The sequence below is a fragment of the Protofrankia sp. Cas3 genome (assembly GCF_963555955.1).
GTDB lineage: Bacteria > Actinomycetota > Actinomycetes > Frankiales > Frankiaceae > Protofrankia.
On record NZ_CAUVXP010000022.1, the window covers coordinates 20,170 to 37,081 of the forward strand.

The 16,912-nt window shown below is 67.5% G+C and carries 15 protein-coding genes; 11 read left to right on the forward strand and 4 right to left on the reverse strand.

Going from position 1 to position 16,912, the window contains the following annotated elements; genetic code table 11:
• Positions 1–190 precede the first annotated feature (190 nt).
• From U9983_RS27745 to U9983_RS06680, 10 genes are all read left to right on the forward strand, one after another.
• On the forward strand, positions 191–367 hold the full coding sequence (locus tag U9983_RS27745) for a hypothetical protein (protein WP_416211297.1): 177 nt from the start codon (positions 191–193) through the stop codon (positions 365–367).
• Positions 286–1,476, forward strand: coding sequence for a glycine oxidase ThiO (gene thiO, locus U9983_RS06640; protein WP_322753177.1), 1,191 nt, complete (start codon positions 286–288; stop codon positions 1,474–1,476). The genes U9983_RS27745 and thiO overlap by 82 nt, the downstream gene beginning before the upstream one ends.
• A 12-nt stretch (positions 1,477–1,488) precedes the next feature.
• Positions 1,489–1,689 (forward strand): sulfur carrier protein ThiS, encoded by a 201-nt coding sequence (gene thiS / locus U9983_RS06645; protein ID WP_322750248.1) that lies wholly within the window; start codon positions 1,489–1,491, stop codon positions 1,687–1,689.
• A gap of 1 nt (position 1,690) precedes the next feature.
• Positions 1,691–2,464 carry a thiazole synthase gene (locus tag U9983_RS06650; protein ID WP_322753178.1) on the forward strand — a complete coding sequence of 258 codons (774 nt, stop codon included), beginning with the start codon at positions 1,691–1,693 and terminating at the stop codon, positions 2,462–2,464.
• Between the two features lie 569 nt (positions 2,465–3,033).
• Positions 3,034–5,064 carry a hydantoinase/oxoprolinase family protein gene (locus tag U9983_RS06655; protein ID WP_322753179.1) on the forward strand — a complete coding sequence of 677 codons (2,031 nt, stop codon included), beginning with the start codon at positions 3,034–3,036 and terminating at the stop codon, positions 5,062–5,064.
• A gap of 33 nt (positions 5,065–5,097) precedes the next feature.
• On the forward strand, positions 5,098–7,095 hold the full coding sequence (locus U9983_RS06660; protein WP_322753180.1) for a hydantoinase B/oxoprolinase family protein: 1,998 nt from the start codon (positions 5,098–5,100) through the stop codon (positions 7,093–7,095).
• 241 nt (positions 7,096–7,336) lie between these two features.
• Positions 7,337–7,723 (forward strand): hypothetical protein, encoded by a 387-nt coding sequence (locus U9983_RS06665; RefSeq protein WP_322750253.1) that lies wholly within the window; start codon positions 7,337–7,339, stop codon positions 7,721–7,723.
• Between the two features lie 162 nt (positions 7,724–7,885).
• A complete protein-coding gene (locus U9983_RS06670) occupies positions 7,886–8,722 on the forward strand; it encodes a hypothetical protein (RefSeq protein WP_322753181.1) in 837 nt (278 codons plus the stop codon).
• Positions 8,723–8,728: 6 nt separating this feature from the next.
• Positions 8,729–10,615, forward strand: coding sequence for a fumarate reductase/succinate dehydrogenase flavoprotein subunit (locus tag U9983_RS06675; RefSeq protein WP_322753182.1), 1,887 nt, complete (start codon positions 8,729–8,731; stop codon positions 10,613–10,615).
• Positions 10,615–11,373, forward strand: coding sequence for a succinate dehydrogenase/fumarate reductase iron-sulfur subunit (locus U9983_RS06680; RefSeq protein ID WP_322750256.1), 759 nt, complete (start codon positions 10,615–10,617; stop codon positions 11,371–11,373). The genes U9983_RS06675 and U9983_RS06680 overlap by 1 nt, the downstream gene beginning before the upstream one ends.
• 72 nt (positions 11,374–11,445) lie before the next feature.
• Here the strand turns inward: U9983_RS06680 and U9983_RS06685 are convergent, their stop codons facing one another.
• A complete protein-coding gene (locus U9983_RS06685; protein ID WP_322753183.1) occupies positions 11,446–12,915 on the reverse strand; it encodes a polysaccharide deacetylase family protein in 1,470 nt (489 codons plus the stop codon).
• 4 nt (positions 12,916–12,919) lie between these two features.
• On the opposite strand from U9983_RS06685, the gene U9983_RS06690 reads away from it, so the two are divergent.
• Positions 12,920–13,069 carry a hypothetical protein gene (locus tag U9983_RS06690; protein ID WP_322753184.1) on the forward strand — a complete coding sequence of 50 codons (150 nt, stop codon included), beginning with the start codon at positions 12,920–12,922 and terminating at the stop codon, positions 13,067–13,069.
• Between the two features lie 166 nt (positions 13,070–13,235).
• Here U9983_RS06690 and wecB read toward each other — a convergent pair whose 3' ends face one another.
• The 3 genes from wecB to U9983_RS06705 all read right to left on the reverse strand — a co-directional run bounded on the left by wecB (position 13,236) and on the right by U9983_RS06705 (position 16,828).
• On the reverse strand, positions 13,236–14,573 hold the full coding sequence (gene wecB, locus U9983_RS06695) for a non-hydrolyzing UDP-N-acetylglucosamine 2-epimerase (protein ID WP_322753185.1): 1,338 nt from the start codon (positions 14,571–14,573) through the stop codon (positions 13,236–13,238).
• An 81-nt stretch (positions 14,574–14,654) separates the two neighbouring features.
• Positions 14,655–15,485, reverse strand: coding sequence for a family 16 glycoside hydrolase (locus U9983_RS06700; RefSeq protein WP_322753186.1), 831 nt, complete (start codon positions 15,483–15,485; stop codon positions 14,655–14,657).
• Positions 15,482–16,828 (reverse strand): glycosyltransferase family 2 protein, encoded by a 1,347-nt coding sequence (locus U9983_RS06705; protein WP_416211298.1) that lies wholly within the window; start codon positions 16,826–16,828, stop codon positions 15,482–15,484. The genes U9983_RS06700 and U9983_RS06705 overlap by 4 nt, the downstream gene beginning before the upstream one ends.
• Positions 16,829–16,912 lie beyond the last annotated feature (84 nt).

Genomic DNA, 16,912 nt, shown 5'->3' on the forward strand with positions numbered 1-16,912 from the left:
CGTGGCGTCATCCCCGACGTTACACAAAGTCAGGACAGTTTACACAAGGTAAGAATGGTTGACCGGCCCTGCGGTGCCCCCAACGACGAAACTTGCATCCGGGGCCTCCGACGGTGTCGGGTGAGGTTGACCGCGGCACGGCAGGCTGCACGACGCAAAGCTGCACGACGCAAAGCTGCACGACGCAAAGCTGCACGACGCAAAGCTGCACGACGCAACGCTGCACGACGCAACGCTGCACGACGCAACGCTGCGAGGGAGAAGCTGCCCGGGAGAAGGAGGCTCATGCAGGCAGGCGGGGCCGGCGCCCGGAGATCGGGTCCAGCAGCGTCCGGCGTGGACGTCATCGTGGCCGGCGCGGGCGTGATCGGTCTTGGGGTGGCGTGGCGCGCCCGGCTACGTGGACTGTCGGTGACCATCGTCGATCCCGCGCCGGGGTCGGGCGCGAGCAGGACGGCCGCGGGCATGCTGGCCCCCGTCACCGAGCTTCACTACGGTGAGCGGCCGCTCCTTGAGCTGAACACGGCTTCTGCGCTGCGTTACCCCGCCTTCGTCGACGAGCTGGAACGCAGCAGTGGTTGCGACATCGGTTACCTGCGGTGCGGGACGCTGGTGGCAGCCTGGGACGCTGCGGACATGGCCGGTCTGCGTGACATCCACGGCTTCGCGCGGTCGCTGGGTCTGGAGACCGAGCTGCTGACCCGACACCAGTTGCGCGCCAGGGTCCCGGCATCGGCGAGCGGGCTCGTCGGGGCGCTGGCGGCGCCGGGTGACCACCAGGTCGACAACCGCCTTCTGCATCACGCACTGCTGCGGGCATGCGAGCGGGAGGGGGTGACCATGGTCCGGGTGGCCGCCCGGGAATGGCTGCTGCGCGGTGGTCGGGTCGTCGGGCTGCGGCTCGCCGACGGCACCGACCTGACAGCGCCGGTAGTCGTGCTGGCCGCCGGGGCGTGGTCGGCCCGGATCGGTGGGCTGCCACCGGAGGCCCTGCCCGCGGTCCGACCGGTCAAGGGCCAGACGCTGCGGCTGCGGACCGTCGGGCCACCCCTGCTTACCTGCGTGCTGCGGGGCTCGGTCCGTGGCGCCCCGGTGTACCTGGTGCCGCGCGGCGACGGCCGGGTCGTGGTCGGAGCCAGCAGCGAGGAGGTCGGATTCGACCTGAGCCCGCGTGCCGGCGCCGTGTACGAACTCCTGCGCGACGCCCAGGCCCTCGTGCCGGGGTTGGGCGAGGCCGAGCTCGAAGAGGTGAGCACCAGCCTGCGGCCCGCCTCGCCCGACAACGCACCGCTCATCGGTCCGTCCCGGGTGCCCGGGCTCGTGCTGGCCGTCGGCCACTACCGCAACGGCGTGCTGCTCACCCCGGTGACCGCGGATGCCATCGCCGGCCTGCTCGCCGACGGTGCCATGCCCGCCGAGGTCACACCGTTCACCCCGGCCAGGTTCGAGCCCGCGGTAACCCCGACCAGGTTCTGAGGAGGATGGCGGATGACTCTCACCGTGAACGGCGAAGCCATGCAGGTACCGGCCGGCACCACCCTGCACCAGCTCATCGCGGACCTGGCCGGGGCTGGCCGGGGAACCGCCGCCGCGGTCGACGGCGTTGTGGCCCCCCGCAGTCGATGGGCGGAGCTGGAGCTACGCGCTGGTCAGCACGTGGAGATTCTCACCGCGACCCAGGGAGGTTGACATGGCCGACGACATCCTGGTCATCGCAGGCGAGGAGCTCGCTTCCCGGCTGATCATGGGTACCGGTGGGGCGCCGAGCCTGGCCGTCATGGCGGCGGCGATCGAGGCGTCCGGCACGGCCATGTGCACGGTGTCCATGCGACGGGTCGATACCGCGACACCCGGGTCGGTACTGGACATGCTCGCCGGTTGCGGTGTCCGGATACTGCCGAACACCGCCGGCTGCCGCACCGCCCACGAGGCCGTCCTGACCGCGCAGCTCGCCCGGGAGGCGCTGGAAACGGACTGGATCAAACTAGAGGTGGTCGCGGATGACTACACGCTGCTACCGGACCCACTCGAGCTCCTCGACGCGGCCGAACGTCTGGTCGCCGACGGGTTCACCGTCCTGCCCTACACCAATGACGATCCGGTGCTCGCCCGCAGGCTCCAACAGACCGGCTGCGCCGCGGTGATGCCGCTGGGCGCGCCCATCGGCACCGGGCTGGGAATCCGCAACAGCCACAACATCGAGCTGATCGTCGCCGAGGCCGAGGTTCCCGTCGTCCTCGACGCCGGGATCGGCACCGCCTCCGACGCGGCGCTGGCCATGGAACTCGGCTGCGACGCCGTGCTGCTCGCATCCGCGGTCACCCGGGCCCAGGACCCCGCCCTCATGGCGGCGGCCATGGCAGCCGGCGTGCGGGCGGGGCGACTCGCGGCACGGGCCGGGCGCATACCCAGGCGTCACCACGCGCGGGCCTCGTCGCCCACCCACGGAACCGCGGTGTTCTGACAACACGGATAACACGGACAATCCGCGAACCCGACACCCGGACCGGCCCGGCATTCTGACCTTGATCGACTCACCGGGTCTCGTCTACGCAACGGGGGGCGGACGGGGATGGCCTTATATAGTTATATAAGTTTGCTGAAATATATTGACAATCTCTTTTAACATCACTATCATTACATACCACATCGACGCGAAACGATCCGGATGGTACCGCTTTGCCGGGCCGCCCGGATCGTTTTCGTCCACCCGGGCGAAACCGTCGTCGACAAGAATCCCGGCATCAAAGGAACACGTCTGCCCGGCCATTGCCCGTGCAGACGTCGGCCATACTCGTCAGGAGGTCGAGAAGTGCCACAGTCCACGAGTCCACCCATACCGATACTTTCCGTAAGACGAGAAGACACCGAAGGTATCTGTCCCGAATGCGGCGAAGCCGGGTTACAGCGTTATCCGGTGCTGTCCGACGGCGGCTGGTTCGAAGTCGTGAAGTGTCGCGCGTGCCTCTGCTCGGTATCCCGCACACCCTGGTCGCGCCTTGGCACGGTCATGCGACTGGAGGACACCCTGTGATGGACAGGAAGATTGTCGGCGTCGATGTCGGCGGCACCTTCACCGACGTGGTCGCCATCCACGACGGCCAGATCAGGGTCGCCAAGGTGCCGACCGACGTTCGGACGAGCGAGACCTCGGTCCTGCGCGGCGCCGCGGACATTGATGTCTCCACGGCGGACGTGTTCAACCTCGCCAGCACCGCCGGTCTCAACTCGATCATCACGAGGCGTATTCCCAAGGTCGCCTTTCTGACGACACTCGGCCACCGCGACATCCTCGACCGAGGCCGGCTGGTACGACCGTGGACGGCGCTGACCGACATGTCGTGGCGCCGCGGCATCGGCGACGCGTCCCGACCCCTGGTGCCGCGGTATCTGCGGCGCGGCATCAAGGAGCGGATCACCGCCCAGGGCGACGTCCTGATCGCTCTCGACGAGGAGCAGGCGCGCGAGGAACTGCGCGTCCTCGCGGCCTGCAACGTCGAGGGCGTCGCCATCTGCCTGATCAACTCCTACGTCGACGGGGCGCACGAGCGACGGCTGCGCGAGCTCGTCGCCGAGGAGCTCGGTGACGTGGTCTGTTCGATTTCCAGCAGTGTGTCGCCGCTGGCCAAGGAGTACGGCCGCGCGTCGACCACCGTTGTCGACGTCATCATGAAGATCAAATACACTCGATACACCGACCGGCTGACCACCGGCCTGCACGACCTCGGCTTCACCGGGACGTTCAACTACGCCGACTGCGCAGCCCGGCTGATGCCGGCCGACTACGCGATGGAGCAGCCGTACCGCCTCGTCGTCGGCGGGCCGGCCGCGGGCACGGTGTCAAGCGCCCACTTCGGCCGGCTTATCGGTGATGAGAACCTGCTCTGCGCGGACGTCGGCGGCACGTCGGTCGACATCAGCGTGGTCATCGACGGCACACCGTGGTCGAACACGACCTTCGAGCTCGAACACGACCTTGTCATCAACGCGCTCTCCACCGACATCGTGACGCTTGGCGCCGGTGGCGGCAGTATCGTCGCGATCACCCCGACCGGCGAGATCCAGGTGGGTCCGGACAGCGCCGGTGCCGACCCGGGGCCCGCCGCCTACGGCCAGGGCGGAACCCGCCCCACCCTCACCGACGCCGGGCTGCTCATGGGAGTGCTGTCCGCGGACGGCTTCCTCGGCGGCACGATGGCCCTTCATCCCGAGCTGGCCCAGGCCGCGTTCGAAAGCCTGGACACATCCCTGTCCCTGGGACAACGGGTCGCCTTCGCGTGGAAGATGGGCCTGAACAACATCGCCGAAGGCCTGCTGAACATCGCCATCCGCAGGGGGATCGACCCGCGCGACTTCAGCCTGGTCGCGTTCGGTGCCGCGGGACCGATGCTGCTTCCGTCCCTGCTGGACCTCGTCCCGCTGCGACGGGTGATCGTTCCTCCCCATCCGGGCCTGTTCAGCGCGCTCGGCCTGGTCAGCTCCGACCAGGTGTTCTCCGACCAGCGCAGTTCGTACACGTTCCTGTCCCCTGAAACCGCGGACACCGTCGACCGGCTGTTCCGGGAGATGGAGGACGGTCTGCTGGCCCGCCAGGGCATCGACACGAACGCGGTCCGGATCGTTCGCAGCTTTGACGGCCGGCTGTACGGCCAGAGTTGGGAAACGCCGTTCGTCGAGGTACCCGGGGGGACCATCACCTCGGACACGATCACCACGATGATCAAGACCTTCCACGACGCCTACCAACGGCGCAACAGCAACCGCTTCGAGATGTTTCCCGTCCAGGGCGTCACCTTTCGGGTACAGATGTTCGTTCCTTCCGACAAGGCCGAGTACCCCAAGGTCGAGGTCGCCTCGGACGTGGCACCGCAGGCCGACGCGACGACGACACTGAGCCATCTGTATGGGCACGACGTCCCGGCGTCCGAATACCAGCGCACGAAACTACTGGCGGGGCATCGGATCGCGGGACCAGCCATCATCCGCGAGCCCATGTCCACGACGTTCGTGCCAGCCGGTCACACGGCAACAGTCGGGGAATACGGCGAGCTCAGCATCGCCTGAGCCAGGCGAACCAGCTTCTTGCGAAGGATAGGGATGATGACGACCCAGACCGGAATTCGGAATGGCACCGGTGCCGCATTGCGGGACCTCGGCGACACCGAGTTCGAACAGCTGTACCAGTGTGACCGCTTCACGGCATCAGTGATCTCCAGCCGCTTCCGTTACATCATGGAACACGTCTGCAGCCAGCTCATCACCTACGCGTTCTCACCGCAGATCCGCGAGTCGACGGACATCTCCGCAGCCGTGACCGGTCCGCCCTCGCTGAACCACGCGATGCCGGCGGTGGCCCAGACGATTCCGCTGTTTTTCGGCTCCATCCCGGACGCGGTCCGCATCGCCCTCGAGGAGTACGGCCTCGACCGCATCGTGGCGGGCGACGTCATCATGGTGAACGATCCCTACCGGGTGGGAACACACCTCAACGACGTCTGTTTCATCCGGCCGGTCTTCAGTGCCGGCGAACTCGTCGGCGCGGTGACCATCCGCGCGCACATGCTCGACTGGGGCGGCCGGACCATCGGCGGCTTCGAGGTCACCAAGACCGACCTCTACGAAGACGGTCTGGTACTGCCGCCGACCCTGCTCTACAGCGCGGGAAAGCCCGTCAAGCCGACGTTCAGCCTCATTCTCGACAACACCCGTCTCGGTCCGATCGTGCTGCCCGACATCCAGACCATCCACACCTCGCTCGAGCTGGGCGCCGGCCTCCTCCTGGAAACCCTGGAGAAATATGGACTGCCGGCATATCTGGGGGGCATCCGCTATGCGTGCGACGCTGCCGCGGAAACCATGCGCAACGCACTCGAACGGCTGCCCGACGGAATCTACGAGGGCGAAGAGCGGCTCGACAGCGATGGTCTCAGCGACGACGCGGAGCATGTCGTCCGGGTCCGCATCAACAAACGGGGGGGCCGGGCGGAGTTCGACCTCAGCGGCTCCTCGCCCGCGACGAATTCGGCCATCAACTGCTCGTGGCTGGACGCGAAAACCGCCGTGGCCATCGCGCTCAAGTACCTCATCGACCCCAAAAGCCCGTTCACCTCGGCGTCCCTGCGAGACGTCGACGTGCTGCTGCCCGCCGACAGCATCATCAACCCGTCGCCACCGCACTGCTGCATGTTCTACTGGGAACCAGTCCTGGCAATCATCAACGCGACCTTCAGCGCCATCAACGGTGTACTGGGCGAGTACGCAGTCGCGCCGGACTCATGGGGAGGTACGATTCATTTTGCCAGCGGTGTCACCACCGGCGGAACCCCGTGGTTCAGCTCGGCCGGCGCGACCGTGACCCCGGCGGGGCCATGGGGTGCCACCAGGGACGGCGATGCCGACTCAAGTCAGCTCATGATGATTCTGAATCTACTCGACGGCGGAACCGAGCAGGGCGAAGCAGACAACCCCGTCGTCGTGCTTCGGCGCGACTATGTTCCCGACACCGCCGGCGCAGGCAAGCACCGCAGCGGCTCGGCCAGCGTCACCGACAGTCTCTGGTTGACCCCGGCCGAACACCGGATCTCCACCTTCCACGTCAAGCGGCCCCCGGGCAACGGCGGCGTGTACGGCGGCCGACCCGGGAGCCTTGCCGGTGGCTGGCTGTGGGACCCCGCGACGTCACCGCTCGCCCAGCAGCCCGCCATCCTGCCGCTGACCATGTCGAGCCCGATCTACAGCGAGGCGACACCGCTGATGGGGGTCGTCAACCCGCAGACGCACGAGCTCGACCCCGACGGTGAGTACCGCTTCCTGCTCACCCCGGTTGCGGCGTCGGCCAACACGATGATCCGTTTTGTCTGCAACGGGGCGGGTGGCTGGGGAGACGCGCTGGAACGCGATCCGCTGCGGGTCCTGCACGACGTGCGTGACGAATACGTCACGATCGAGGGTGCGGCGCGCGATTACGGTGTCGTCGTCACCGGCGACCCGATCAGGGATCCCGAAGGCCTCGCCGTTGACGAAAGCGCGACCCGGGCGCTCCGCACGTCCCGCACCACGTCCACGTCCACGTCCACGTCCACGTCCGGGACATGACCACGATCGGGACATGACAGGAAGATTTCGCGAACAGGTCCCCCGACCCGGCCCGCCACCGCCTTCTGGCATCCCGGCACGGTCAGAAGTTCCCTGCCTCTGGCCAACCTTCCGCCCGTCGATCATACTGCTGTGTGAACGTAATGTGTCATCGATGTGACCGGCTCGGCAGCGGGAACGGGTACCGACACCCGGCCCGAAGGTCGCCGACCGGCAGGTGGAACCACGGAGGTGGCGAATCGTGCAGTCGACAAGCCTACGGGACGAGCTTCTCGCCATAACCAGGGCGGTTGCGGAAGCACAACGTCATGTGCGATGCGTACGCCGCCACGCGCCCAGCTCACGCCTGGCCGGCCGTCTCGAGGCGGACGTGCGCCGGGTGTTGGAGGACCTCGACGACCTGGGGGCCGAAACCCTCAGCCGCAGCGAAACGAGCGGCCTGGCCGATGCCGGCACGGCGGGCACCTCCGCCTGCTCGGTGTACTCCGAAGGCAGTGAACCCGTGTTCGTGCCGGCCCGCCAGGGCGAGCCTGAGTTCCAGCCCGAATGCGACGACGAGGGGGTTGCCGGCGGGTGGCAGCGGGGTCGCTCCGTGTCGCCGCGCCGCCGGCGCCGCGTCCGGGTGTGAGCATGGGACGACGGGCCGCGCCACAGTTCGCGGCCTGTCGTCGGTCCGCCCCAGCCGACCGAAACGCAACCGGGAGAACACCACTCAAGGAGAACACGCCAGGGCCCCAGCGCCCCGAAGCTCCATGATCGCGCTGCGGCCCGGGGGGAACCAAGGAGCGCCATGCCGACGCAGACGGATGCCCGTCATCCCGACAATCGGGGTTCCACCGGAGCCACCGCGCCCAGCACCGGCGCGGCCCGAGCGAGGATCACCCAACCCAGCCTGAGACGGGACCGATGGTGGGTAGCGCCCACCATCACGGTGGCCGTGCTCACCGGCTTCGTCGTCTACGGGACGTGGGCGGCGTTCCGCAATGGCAACTACTACGCGCATCCGTACCTGTCGCCGTTCTATTCGCCCTGCCTGACCGACTCCTGCCCGACCGATGCGCTCGGCTCCGGACTGCTCGGCGATGTGCCCTGGATCTCACCCGCCATCCTGATTCTGATCTTCCCGCTCGGCTTCCGGCTCACCTGCTACTACTACCGGAAGGCGTACTACCGATCATTCTGGTGGGCACCGCCGGCCTGCGCGGTTCCCGACGCCCGGCGCAGGTACAGCGGTGAGACCCGGTTCCCGTTGCTGCTGCAGAACGTGCACCGCTACTTCCTGTACTTCGGCGCCTTGTTCGTGGGTCTGCTCACCTACGAGGCTGTCCGGGCGTTCAGCTTCGACGGCAGTTTCGGCATCGGCGTCGGCACCGGCATCCTCACGGTCAACGTGGTGCTCCTCGGCCTCTACACGTTTTCCTGCCATTCGTTCCGGCATCTGTGCGGGGGCGGGCTGCGGACCCTGTCCGCGCACCCGGTGCGCCGGCGGCTGTGGCGGGGGGTCTCGGCGCTCAACCGGCGCCACCTCGTCTGGGCCTGGGCGAGCCTTTTGTGGATCATGGCGACCGATTTCTACATCTGGCTGGTCGCAAGTGGTCACATCCACGACTACCACTGGGTGGCGTGAGCGGCCATGACACCATCATCGATCTCGGAGACGCACGCATACGACGTCGTGGTGATCGGCGCGGGGGGCGCGGGCCTGCGCGCGGCGCTGGAGGCGCACGAACAGGGTGCCCGGGTCGCCGTCGTCTGCAAGAGCCTGCTCGGCAAGGCACACACCGTCATGGCCGAAGGCGGTATCGCGGCCGCAATGGGTAACGTGTGGCCCGAGGACAGCTGGCAGACGCACTTTCGCGACACGATGCGCGGCGGAAAGATGCTCAACCAGTGGCAGATGGCCCAGATCCACGCGCAGGAGGCGCCCGACCGGGTCTGGGAGTTGGAAGAGTGGGGCGCGGTCTTCGACCGGACGCCCGATGGACGGATCCTCCAGCGTGACTTCGGCGGCCACCGCTTCGCCCGGCTCGCCCATGTCGGGGACCGCACCGGCCTGGAGCTGATCCGTACCCTGCAGAATCGGCTGGTCAGCAAGCATGTCGACGTCTTCATGGAATGCACGGTGTTGCGCCTGCTGACGGCGGGGCGCCAAGAGACCGCACCGGCGCAGGACGTGCCCGACCGTGACGGACCGCCGGTCACCGGCGCGCTGGCGTACTGGCGTGAGTCCGGGACCTTCGTGCGTTTCGACGCGCCCGCAGTGGTGCTCGCCACCGGCGGCATCGGCAAGTCCTACCAGGTGACATCGAACTCCTGGGAGTACACCGGCGACGGCCACGCACTCGCGCTGTGGGCGGGGGCCGCGCTGATGGACATGGAGTTCGTCCAGTTCCACCCCACCGGCATGGTCTGGCCACCGTCAGTGAAGGGAATCCTCGTCACCGAGGGTGTCCGGGGCGACGGCGGTGTACTGCTCAACTCCGAGGGCCGTCGCTTCATGTTCGACTACATCCCGCCGATCTTCGCTGCTGAGACGGCCGACACCGAGCAGGAGGCTGACCGCTGGTACACCGACAAGGTGACCGCGCGCCGGCCACCCGAACTGCTCCCCCGCGATGAGGTGGCGCGGGCCATCAACGCCGAGATCAAGGCCGGCCGGGGCTCGCCGCACGGCGGGGTGTACCTCGACATCGCATCCCGCCGTGACCCGGATTACATCCGCCGCCGGCTGCCGTCCATGTACCACCAGTTCACCGAGCTGGCCGACGTCGACATCACCAGAGATCCGATGGAAGTCGGCCCGACGTGCCACTACGTCATGGGTGGCATCAAGGTCGACCCGGCCACCGCGGCGGCGACGGTACCCGGACTGTTCGCCGCGGGCGAGTGCGCGGCCGGCATGCACGGCTCGAACCGGCTGGGCGGCAACTCCCTGTCCGACCTGCTCGTCTTCGGCCGGCGGGCGGGGCTGCACGCCGCGTGGTACGCGCGGACGGTGCCGGCGGAGGCTCGCGGCGTGGCTGACGACGCACAGGTCAACGCGATCGCCGAGCAGGCCCTCGTGCCGTTCTCCGCCACCGCTGGGGAGGCGGCCCCGGAGAACCCCTATCAGCTGCAGCTCGACCTGCAGGAAGTGATGCAGAATCTGGTCGGGATCATCCGGACCGAGCCCGAACTCGTCCGGGCGCTGATGGAGATCGAAGCGTTGCAGGCCCGTGCCCGCCGGGTCGCCGTCGCCGGTCACCGGCAGTACAACCCCGGCTGGCATCTCGCCGTCGACCTGCGGTCACTGCTCACCGTCGCGGAATGCATCGCCAGGTCCGCGCTGGCCCGCCGGGAAAGCCGCGGCGGGCACACCCGCGACGACTTCCCGCATCCCGATCCGGTGTTCGCCACCGTGAACCACGTTCTGCGGCTGCGCGCGGACCGGCTTGTCCTGACCGCCGAACCGCTGCCGGCGCTGCCGGCGGAGCTGGCCCATCTGTTCCAAGCAGCCGCGACCAGCGGAAAGGGTGCCTGATGGCCGCATACAACCTGGCGCTGCAGGTGTGGCGGGGCGATGCCGACGGCGGTGATCTGCACGACTACACGGTCAGCGTCGAGGAGGGCATGGTCGTCCTCGACGCACTGCACAGGCTCCAGCAGACACAGGTCCCAGATCTGGCCGTCCGGTGGAACTGCAAGGCCGGTAAATGCGGGTCGTGCAGTGCCGAGGTGAACGGCCGGCCCCGGTTGATGTGCATGACCCGCCTGAATCTGTTCGCGCCGAGCGACACCATCACGGTGACCCCGCTACGGACGTTCCCGGTGATTCGGGATCTCGTCACGGACGTCTCGTACAACTACGAGAAGGCCGCGCAGGTGCCGGCATTCGCGCCGGGGCCGCCCGCCGGTGCCGACGGACACCACCGGATGAAGCAGGAGGACGTCGACCGCGTCCAGGAGTTCCGCACGTGCATCGAGTGCTTCCTGTGCCAGACCGTCTGCCACGTCATCCGCGACCATGAGGAGAACAAACCGGTCTTCGCCGGCCCGCGGCTGATGGTCCGGTATGCCGAACTGGAGATGCACCCGCTGGACACCGGGGATCGACGGGAGCTGCTGCGTGAGCAGGCCGGAATCGGCTACTGCAACATTACCAAATGCTGCACGGAAGTGTGCCCGGAACACATTACCATCACCGACAACGCGATCATTCCGCTCAAGGAGCGGGTGGTCGACGCCTCCTACGACCCGCTGGTATGGCTCGGCAACCGAATATTCCGCCGACGGCGCTGACAATCGACACGGCCGTCGGCCATGGGTGGGTGACCCATGGCCGACGGCCGCACAACGACCGGGGTCGATGTTTTAGACCGTGCCCGCCGCGACAAAGGTGTAGCCGAGCTTCTTTATCCCCGAAACGGTGTCGCGCAGGTACGCCTTTCCATAATAGGCGTGGTAGAAGAAGCTCGCGAACCCGTCACGAATCACGAGGTTCCGCTTGGCTGCGTCGATCAGGTCGGCCGGCAGCCGGGCCGGGTGGTTGTTGAACGGCTCCGGCTCGATGTTCCCGATGTTCTCCGGGATGAGATAGGTGCCGTTCACGTCGGTGACCGGATATGGGAAGAACTGACCGGCGTACTTGGTGGCGTCGACGGTCCCGCCGGCAAGCTGGTTACGGAAGTACAGGCGCCGGTCATAGCCCTTGGTGAACTTGGCGCGCACGGCGGCGTAGTCGGCGGCCGAGCCGGCGTAGTGCGGGAACTCGAACGTCGTCGGCACAGGCAGGCCGGCCGCGGTGAACGCGGTGGCGGCGCTGTTCATGCGCCCGGCTGCCCAGGCCTGGCTGTCCTCGGCCACCGGACCGTCGTAGACGACGTTGTTCAGGGCATCGATGTGCGCCCGGAAGAACTCGAAGTCATCGGCGCTGACAGCGTCGTACGGATTCGCCACGTTCGAGTACTGGTGGGTGTAGCCGTGCATGAGCAGTGTCCCGCCCTTGCTCACCATGTACTTCAGGGCGCTGACCACGTCAGGTGTGTTCGCCAGGGTGGTGTCGACCGGGGTGCCGTTGTTGTACACACCCTTCGGGTCCCGGTACCGCGGGTAGACCGCGACGGTAAACGGCACCTGGGCCGACGACAGGTAGTCGGCCACCGTACGCAGTTCGGCCGGGTCGGCGTCCGGTCCGACGTCCTCGATCCGGACGAGCGCGCGGTGCCGGGTCGCTGTGGCCGGGGCGAGGACGTCGAAGAAGAGGTCCGACAGGGCAAGGTAGCGATCTGTCGCATCCGTGTAGGCATATGGGATCTCACCGATATAGGTGAGGTTGTTCGACCGCAAGGCCCAGGGGAAGGTCGTCCCGTCGGCGCGCACCGCCTGGGCGAGCACCGTCGCCTTCGTGGTGTCCACGCTGGCATAGGACATGATCCCGCTGCCGTTGGGGGTGTACCGGGTCAGGCTGGTGTTCTTGTAGCGGACCTCGGCGACGGAGGAGACATCGAACTGCGACCAGTTCCAGCCGTACGTGGAGGCGAACGTCGGCGACTGCGCGGTCAGCTGCCAGATGTTGTCGTACATCCACACCACCGGGCGGGTACCACCCAGCACGTCGGTGAGGAAAACGGTGGGCACCTGCTCGTCGTAGGTGGAGCCGACGTAGACGACCGCCTTGTAGTTCGCCATCTCACCGGCCGTGTATGCGGCCACCGGATGCGCCTTCCAGGTACCAAAGTGGGACACGAGGTTTGCCGTCTGCATGGCGTACTGCTCGCCGAGCCAACCCCACTGGCCCGTGGTGTCGTACAGAATCAACGTTCCGGAAGGAGTTGTCGCCACCGCGGTGACGGCAGCCGACTGGATGCGCAACGCCGAGGTGGTGGCCGCCGGACGGATCGTCCCCGACGCAGCGGAATCGGAAGTGGAGCTCACCGGCCGGGGCCCGCGGCGAGGGGGTGAGGTGGACGGTGGGGGCGGTGGCGCGATCAGCTGACCGTCGGCCAACACCTGCGCATCGCTGTGATGCTGCGATGTTCCCCTGGAATGCGGCCGCTGCGCAGTTGCCGCCGTGGCCGTACTGACCAGGCCCGCAACAAGCGCCAGAACGGCAACTAAGATCGCTGCTACGGAGCCGCGGAATCGGCGGGTTCGCATCTACATCACGTCCTTTCGGGATGGATCTGGTTGACCTGGACAGGCTGATGATCATCAGTGGCACCCGTGGACGCACGGCTGGCGGAGCGGCCCACCGGAGTGCGAGCCTGGCGTGGCACACCGATGGTCGCCGGGCCGACCGGTGGACGGAACCGGGGTACGAACTCGTCGACCGGCGGACCCAAACCGAAGTAGTGCGCCAGCGCCGCAACGCTGCGCCGCGCCGCGCCGCCGTCGCCGTACGGGTTCACCGCTTCCGCCATTGCCGCGTACGCAGCCGGCTCATCAAGGAGCCGACCGACGCCGTCGACGATGCGGCGGGGGTCCGTGCCGACCAGTGCCACCGTCCCGGCATCCACGCCTTCGGGCCGCTCGGTGTTGTCCCGCATGACGAGCACCGGTTTGCCGAGGCTTGGCGCCTCTTCCTGGACTCCCCCGCTGTCGGTGAGCACAATGGTGGCGCGACTCATCAGGTGGGCGAAGGCGGTGTAGTCGGCCGGATCGGAGACCACCACGTTCGTCAGGCCGCTGACGGCGGGCATGATTGCTGCACGCACGGTCGGGTTGCGATGGATCGGAAAGACGATCAGAAGATCTGGCCGCTCCGTCGCGAGCTGCGCGAGCGCCTCTCCGATATTGCGCATCGGCTCGCCCCAGGATTCCCGCCGGTGGGCGGTGACAAGGAGCACGGGCCGGTCGCCGGAAGCGTTGCGCTCCAACTCCGCCAGCAACGGGTCGTCTTTCGGCACAGGCTCCTTGACAACCCAGAGCAACGAATCGATCACGGTATTGCCGACGACGAGAACCGTGTCCGGCTTGACGCCCTCTGCGAGGAGATTGTCACGACTGGTGGGGGTGGGCGCCAGATGCAGGTCGGCGAGCTGGGTGGTCAGCCGGCGGTTGATCTCTTCGGGGAACGGTGAGGTGGGGTCGTTCGTGCGCAGGCCCGCTTCCAGGTGCGCGACGGGAACCCCCAGGTAGAAGGCGGCGAGCGCGCCCGTGAACGTCGTGGTCGTATCCCCCTGGACGATCACGATGTGCGGTTGGATCTCCGTGATGGCCGCCTCCAGGCCGCCGAGCGACCGGGTGGTGACCCCGGCGAGCGTCTGGCCCTGCTGGAGGACGTCGAGATCGACGTCGGGAACGATGCCGAACAGGTTGTTGACCTGGTCGAGCATGCTCCGGTGCTGGCCGGTGACGGCGACGACGGGACGGAAAAACGGCGAGGCCGCCAGTTCACGGACCACCGGTGCCATCTTGATTGCTTCTGGACGGGTGCCGTAAATCACCAGGACGGTACGGTCTGGCCCACTGTCAGGACGGGTCGATGTTTTTATGGCCATAACATGTCCTTTCGTCGGTCCTTGTCCGTGTCGGGTCAGGGATGCGGGTCGGGTCAGGGATGCGGGATCGGCGCGGGAAAGTCATGAGCGTGGGCGGGTGGGCGGGGGATCCGTACCGACGTGGATCCGGCGGAACTCCACGTCGGAGTCCTCGCAGTACAGACCCACAGCGCCTGCGAGGTAGGGGCGTTCCGGGTCGGTGAGATCAGCGATCACGGCTCCGTCGACGGCAACGGTGATCCGGCCGCCAGCTTGGGTGATCCCGACCGTGTGCCAGGTCGCGATGGTCGTGCGGGGCACCTCGCCGCTGGCGAGGAACCGCTGCCCGCCGGGATAGGCCGGATCCTGCTTGCTGATCTCCCAGCCGTTGGTTTTAAGGGTGAACGCATAGAAATGGCTTATATCGGTGTAATGCCACAAAACCCAGCCGACCTCCCAGGGCTGCGGCCCAGGCGTACGCAGCTGGCGGACGGTGCGCAGCTGGGCGGTGACGTCGACGTCGGTGTAGCGGTCGGCACTGACCACCAGCGCCGCGTGGGTCGCGCCGGGGCCCACCGCCGATTTCGGGGCCAGCGAGATCACCTCATCGTCAGCGGTGCGGCCTGTGGTCGGCTCCACGGTCGGGCCTGCCGTCGAGCCTGTGGTCTGGCCATAGCCGTCGAAGACCGCGAGCCATGCGCCATGTCGGCTGCCGTCCACCCAGCGCACCATCTCGTCGTCCTCCTGGAACAGGCCGGTGAGCCGCCACATCCCCAGCAGCCCGATCAGGGCGAGCAGACTGACCAGCGTGATGACGGCGAGAATGGCCAGCCGGACGAGCAGTCCGGATCCGCAGCCGGCCGGCCCACGCCCCCGGCTGGTGTCGGCGCCGTCGGGCGGATCAGCGGGCAGCAACGGTCGCACCGACGTCATCCATCGACGGGGACCGGCTCGCCGGCATGCTCCGGCGATGCCGCCACACCGACGTCTTCGCTGGTCACCATGGTCGCCGCCACCGCGGCTGCACTCGCGGCCGCAAGGGCGGGTGTAAGGGCGGGTGCAGCCAGACTTTCCTCCGGGCTGCGGGCGGTCTTGTGCCAGCTGTTGCGGCCGCTGAGCATCCGGGCGATCGCCCACCAGCCGGCGACGAACCAGACCAGGGAATACAGGATGTAGAGATGGCCGTAACCGATCAACCGCAGGACGCCGACTCCGGAGAGCGGCTCCTGCCTGCGATAGACCAGCGCGCAGATCAGTGCCGGAACGGCGGCCATCAGGTAGGCACCGGCGAACAGACTCGGATCGGGGCTGGGCCCACCGGCGAACCAGTCGGCCAGAACCGCGGCGGTCGAGAATCCGAACGCGAGTGTGAGCAGGGATGCCAATAAGATCAATAATGGGCTCGACAGGTGGAAGAGCATGTCGGGCAGGCTGCGGATCCGCGCCTCCCGAATCACCCGCGGTATCAGCCGCCATGACTGTAGGTGCCCCTGGAACCATCGCGAGCGCTGGCGCAGCAGCCGGCGAAGTCTCACCACGCCCTGCTGGTGGACGTCGGCCTGCGGGCAGAACCGGTTGCGCCAACCCGCGAGCAGTAACCTGACCCCGAGGTCGAGATCCTCGGTCAAACTGTGCGTCCACGGCTCGTCGCCCAGTGACCGCAGTGCTGAAAGCCGCACGAACTGGCCGTTGCCACCCAGCCCCACGTTGTCGACATGAGCCCGACCGCGCTGGAAGATGTCCGTGTAGATCACGAACTCCATGTCCTGCATACGGGCCAGCAGGTTGCCACGACGGTTGTTGATACGGACGCCGGTCTGGACGCCGGCTGTACGCGGGTCGCTGAAGTACGACGCGACGACGTCGACGGCATGGGAATCCAGGCGTCCGTCCGCGTCGACAACAACGACGATCACGTTGTTCGGGTCGCGGGTGGCGACCTCATCGCGAACGCGGAGGTGGGCGATGGCGGCGTTCAGGGCAGCGCCCTTGCCTGACCGGGCATTGGGCAGATCACGCCGCAACAGCCACCGGCGCTCGTCGTCGACCCCGCGCACGATGCTGGACGTAGCGTCGTCCGAACCGTCGTCGACCACCAGGACCCGAATGTCGTCCCTTGCGGTGGCCAGCAAGCGCCGCAGACTCGCCCCGATCACCGCCTCCTCGTTGAGGCAGGGCATGACGAACACGTAGAACAGCCCGGCGGGCACAGCCTGCGGCGGCGGCTGGTGGGTGCGGGACAGCAACAGCATCGTCACCAGGTAGAGGAAACCCATGACGATCAACCCGGCGGCGAGTAACCATGCGGCATCGACCCCTTGGCCGAGTAACGACCCCGCCGACAGTGCGCCCGCCCGGCG

Bases quoted from the DNA above. Each gene is read 5' to 3' on its own strand.
- U9983_RS06675 (WP_322753182.1), top strand. From the start codon at position 8,729: ATGACACCATCATCGATCTCGGAGACGCACGCATACGACGTCGTGGTG.
- U9983_RS06705 (WP_416211298.1), bottom strand. From the start codon at position 16,828: ATGGGTTTCCTCTACCTGGTGACGATGCTGTTGCTGTCCCGCACCCAC.
- U9983_RS06655 (WP_322753179.1), top strand. From the start codon at position 3,034: ATGGACAGGAAGATTGTCGGCGTCGATGTCGGCGGCACCTTCACCGAC.
- U9983_RS06670 (WP_322753181.1), top strand. From the start codon at position 7,886: ATGCCGACGCAGACGGATGCCCGTCATCCCGACAATCGGGGTTCCACC.
- U9983_RS06660 (WP_322753180.1), top strand. From the start codon at position 5,098: ATGATGACGACCCAGACCGGAATTCGGAATGGCACCGGTGCCGCATTG.
- U9983_RS06680 (WP_322750256.1), top strand. From the start codon at position 10,615: ATGGCCGCATACAACCTGGCGCTGCAGGTGTGGCGGGGCGATGCCGAC.
- U9983_RS06700 (WP_322753186.1), bottom strand. From the start codon at position 15,485: ATGACGTCGGTGCGACCGTTGCTGCCCGCTGATCCGCCCGACGGCGCC.
- thiS (WP_322750248.1), top strand. From the start codon at position 1,489: ATGACTCTCACCGTGAACGGCGAAGCCATGCAGGTACCGGCCGGCACC.
- thiO (WP_322753177.1), top strand. From the start codon at position 286: ATGCAGGCAGGCGGGGCCGGCGCCCGGAGATCGGGTCCAGCAGCGTCC.
- wecB (WP_322753185.1), bottom strand. From the start codon at position 14,573: ATGGCCATAAAAACATCGACCCGTCCTGACAGTGGGCCAGACCGTACC.
- U9983_RS06650 (WP_322753178.1), top strand. From the start codon at position 1,691: ATGGCCGACGACATCCTGGTCATCGCAGGCGAGGAGCTCGCTTCCCGG.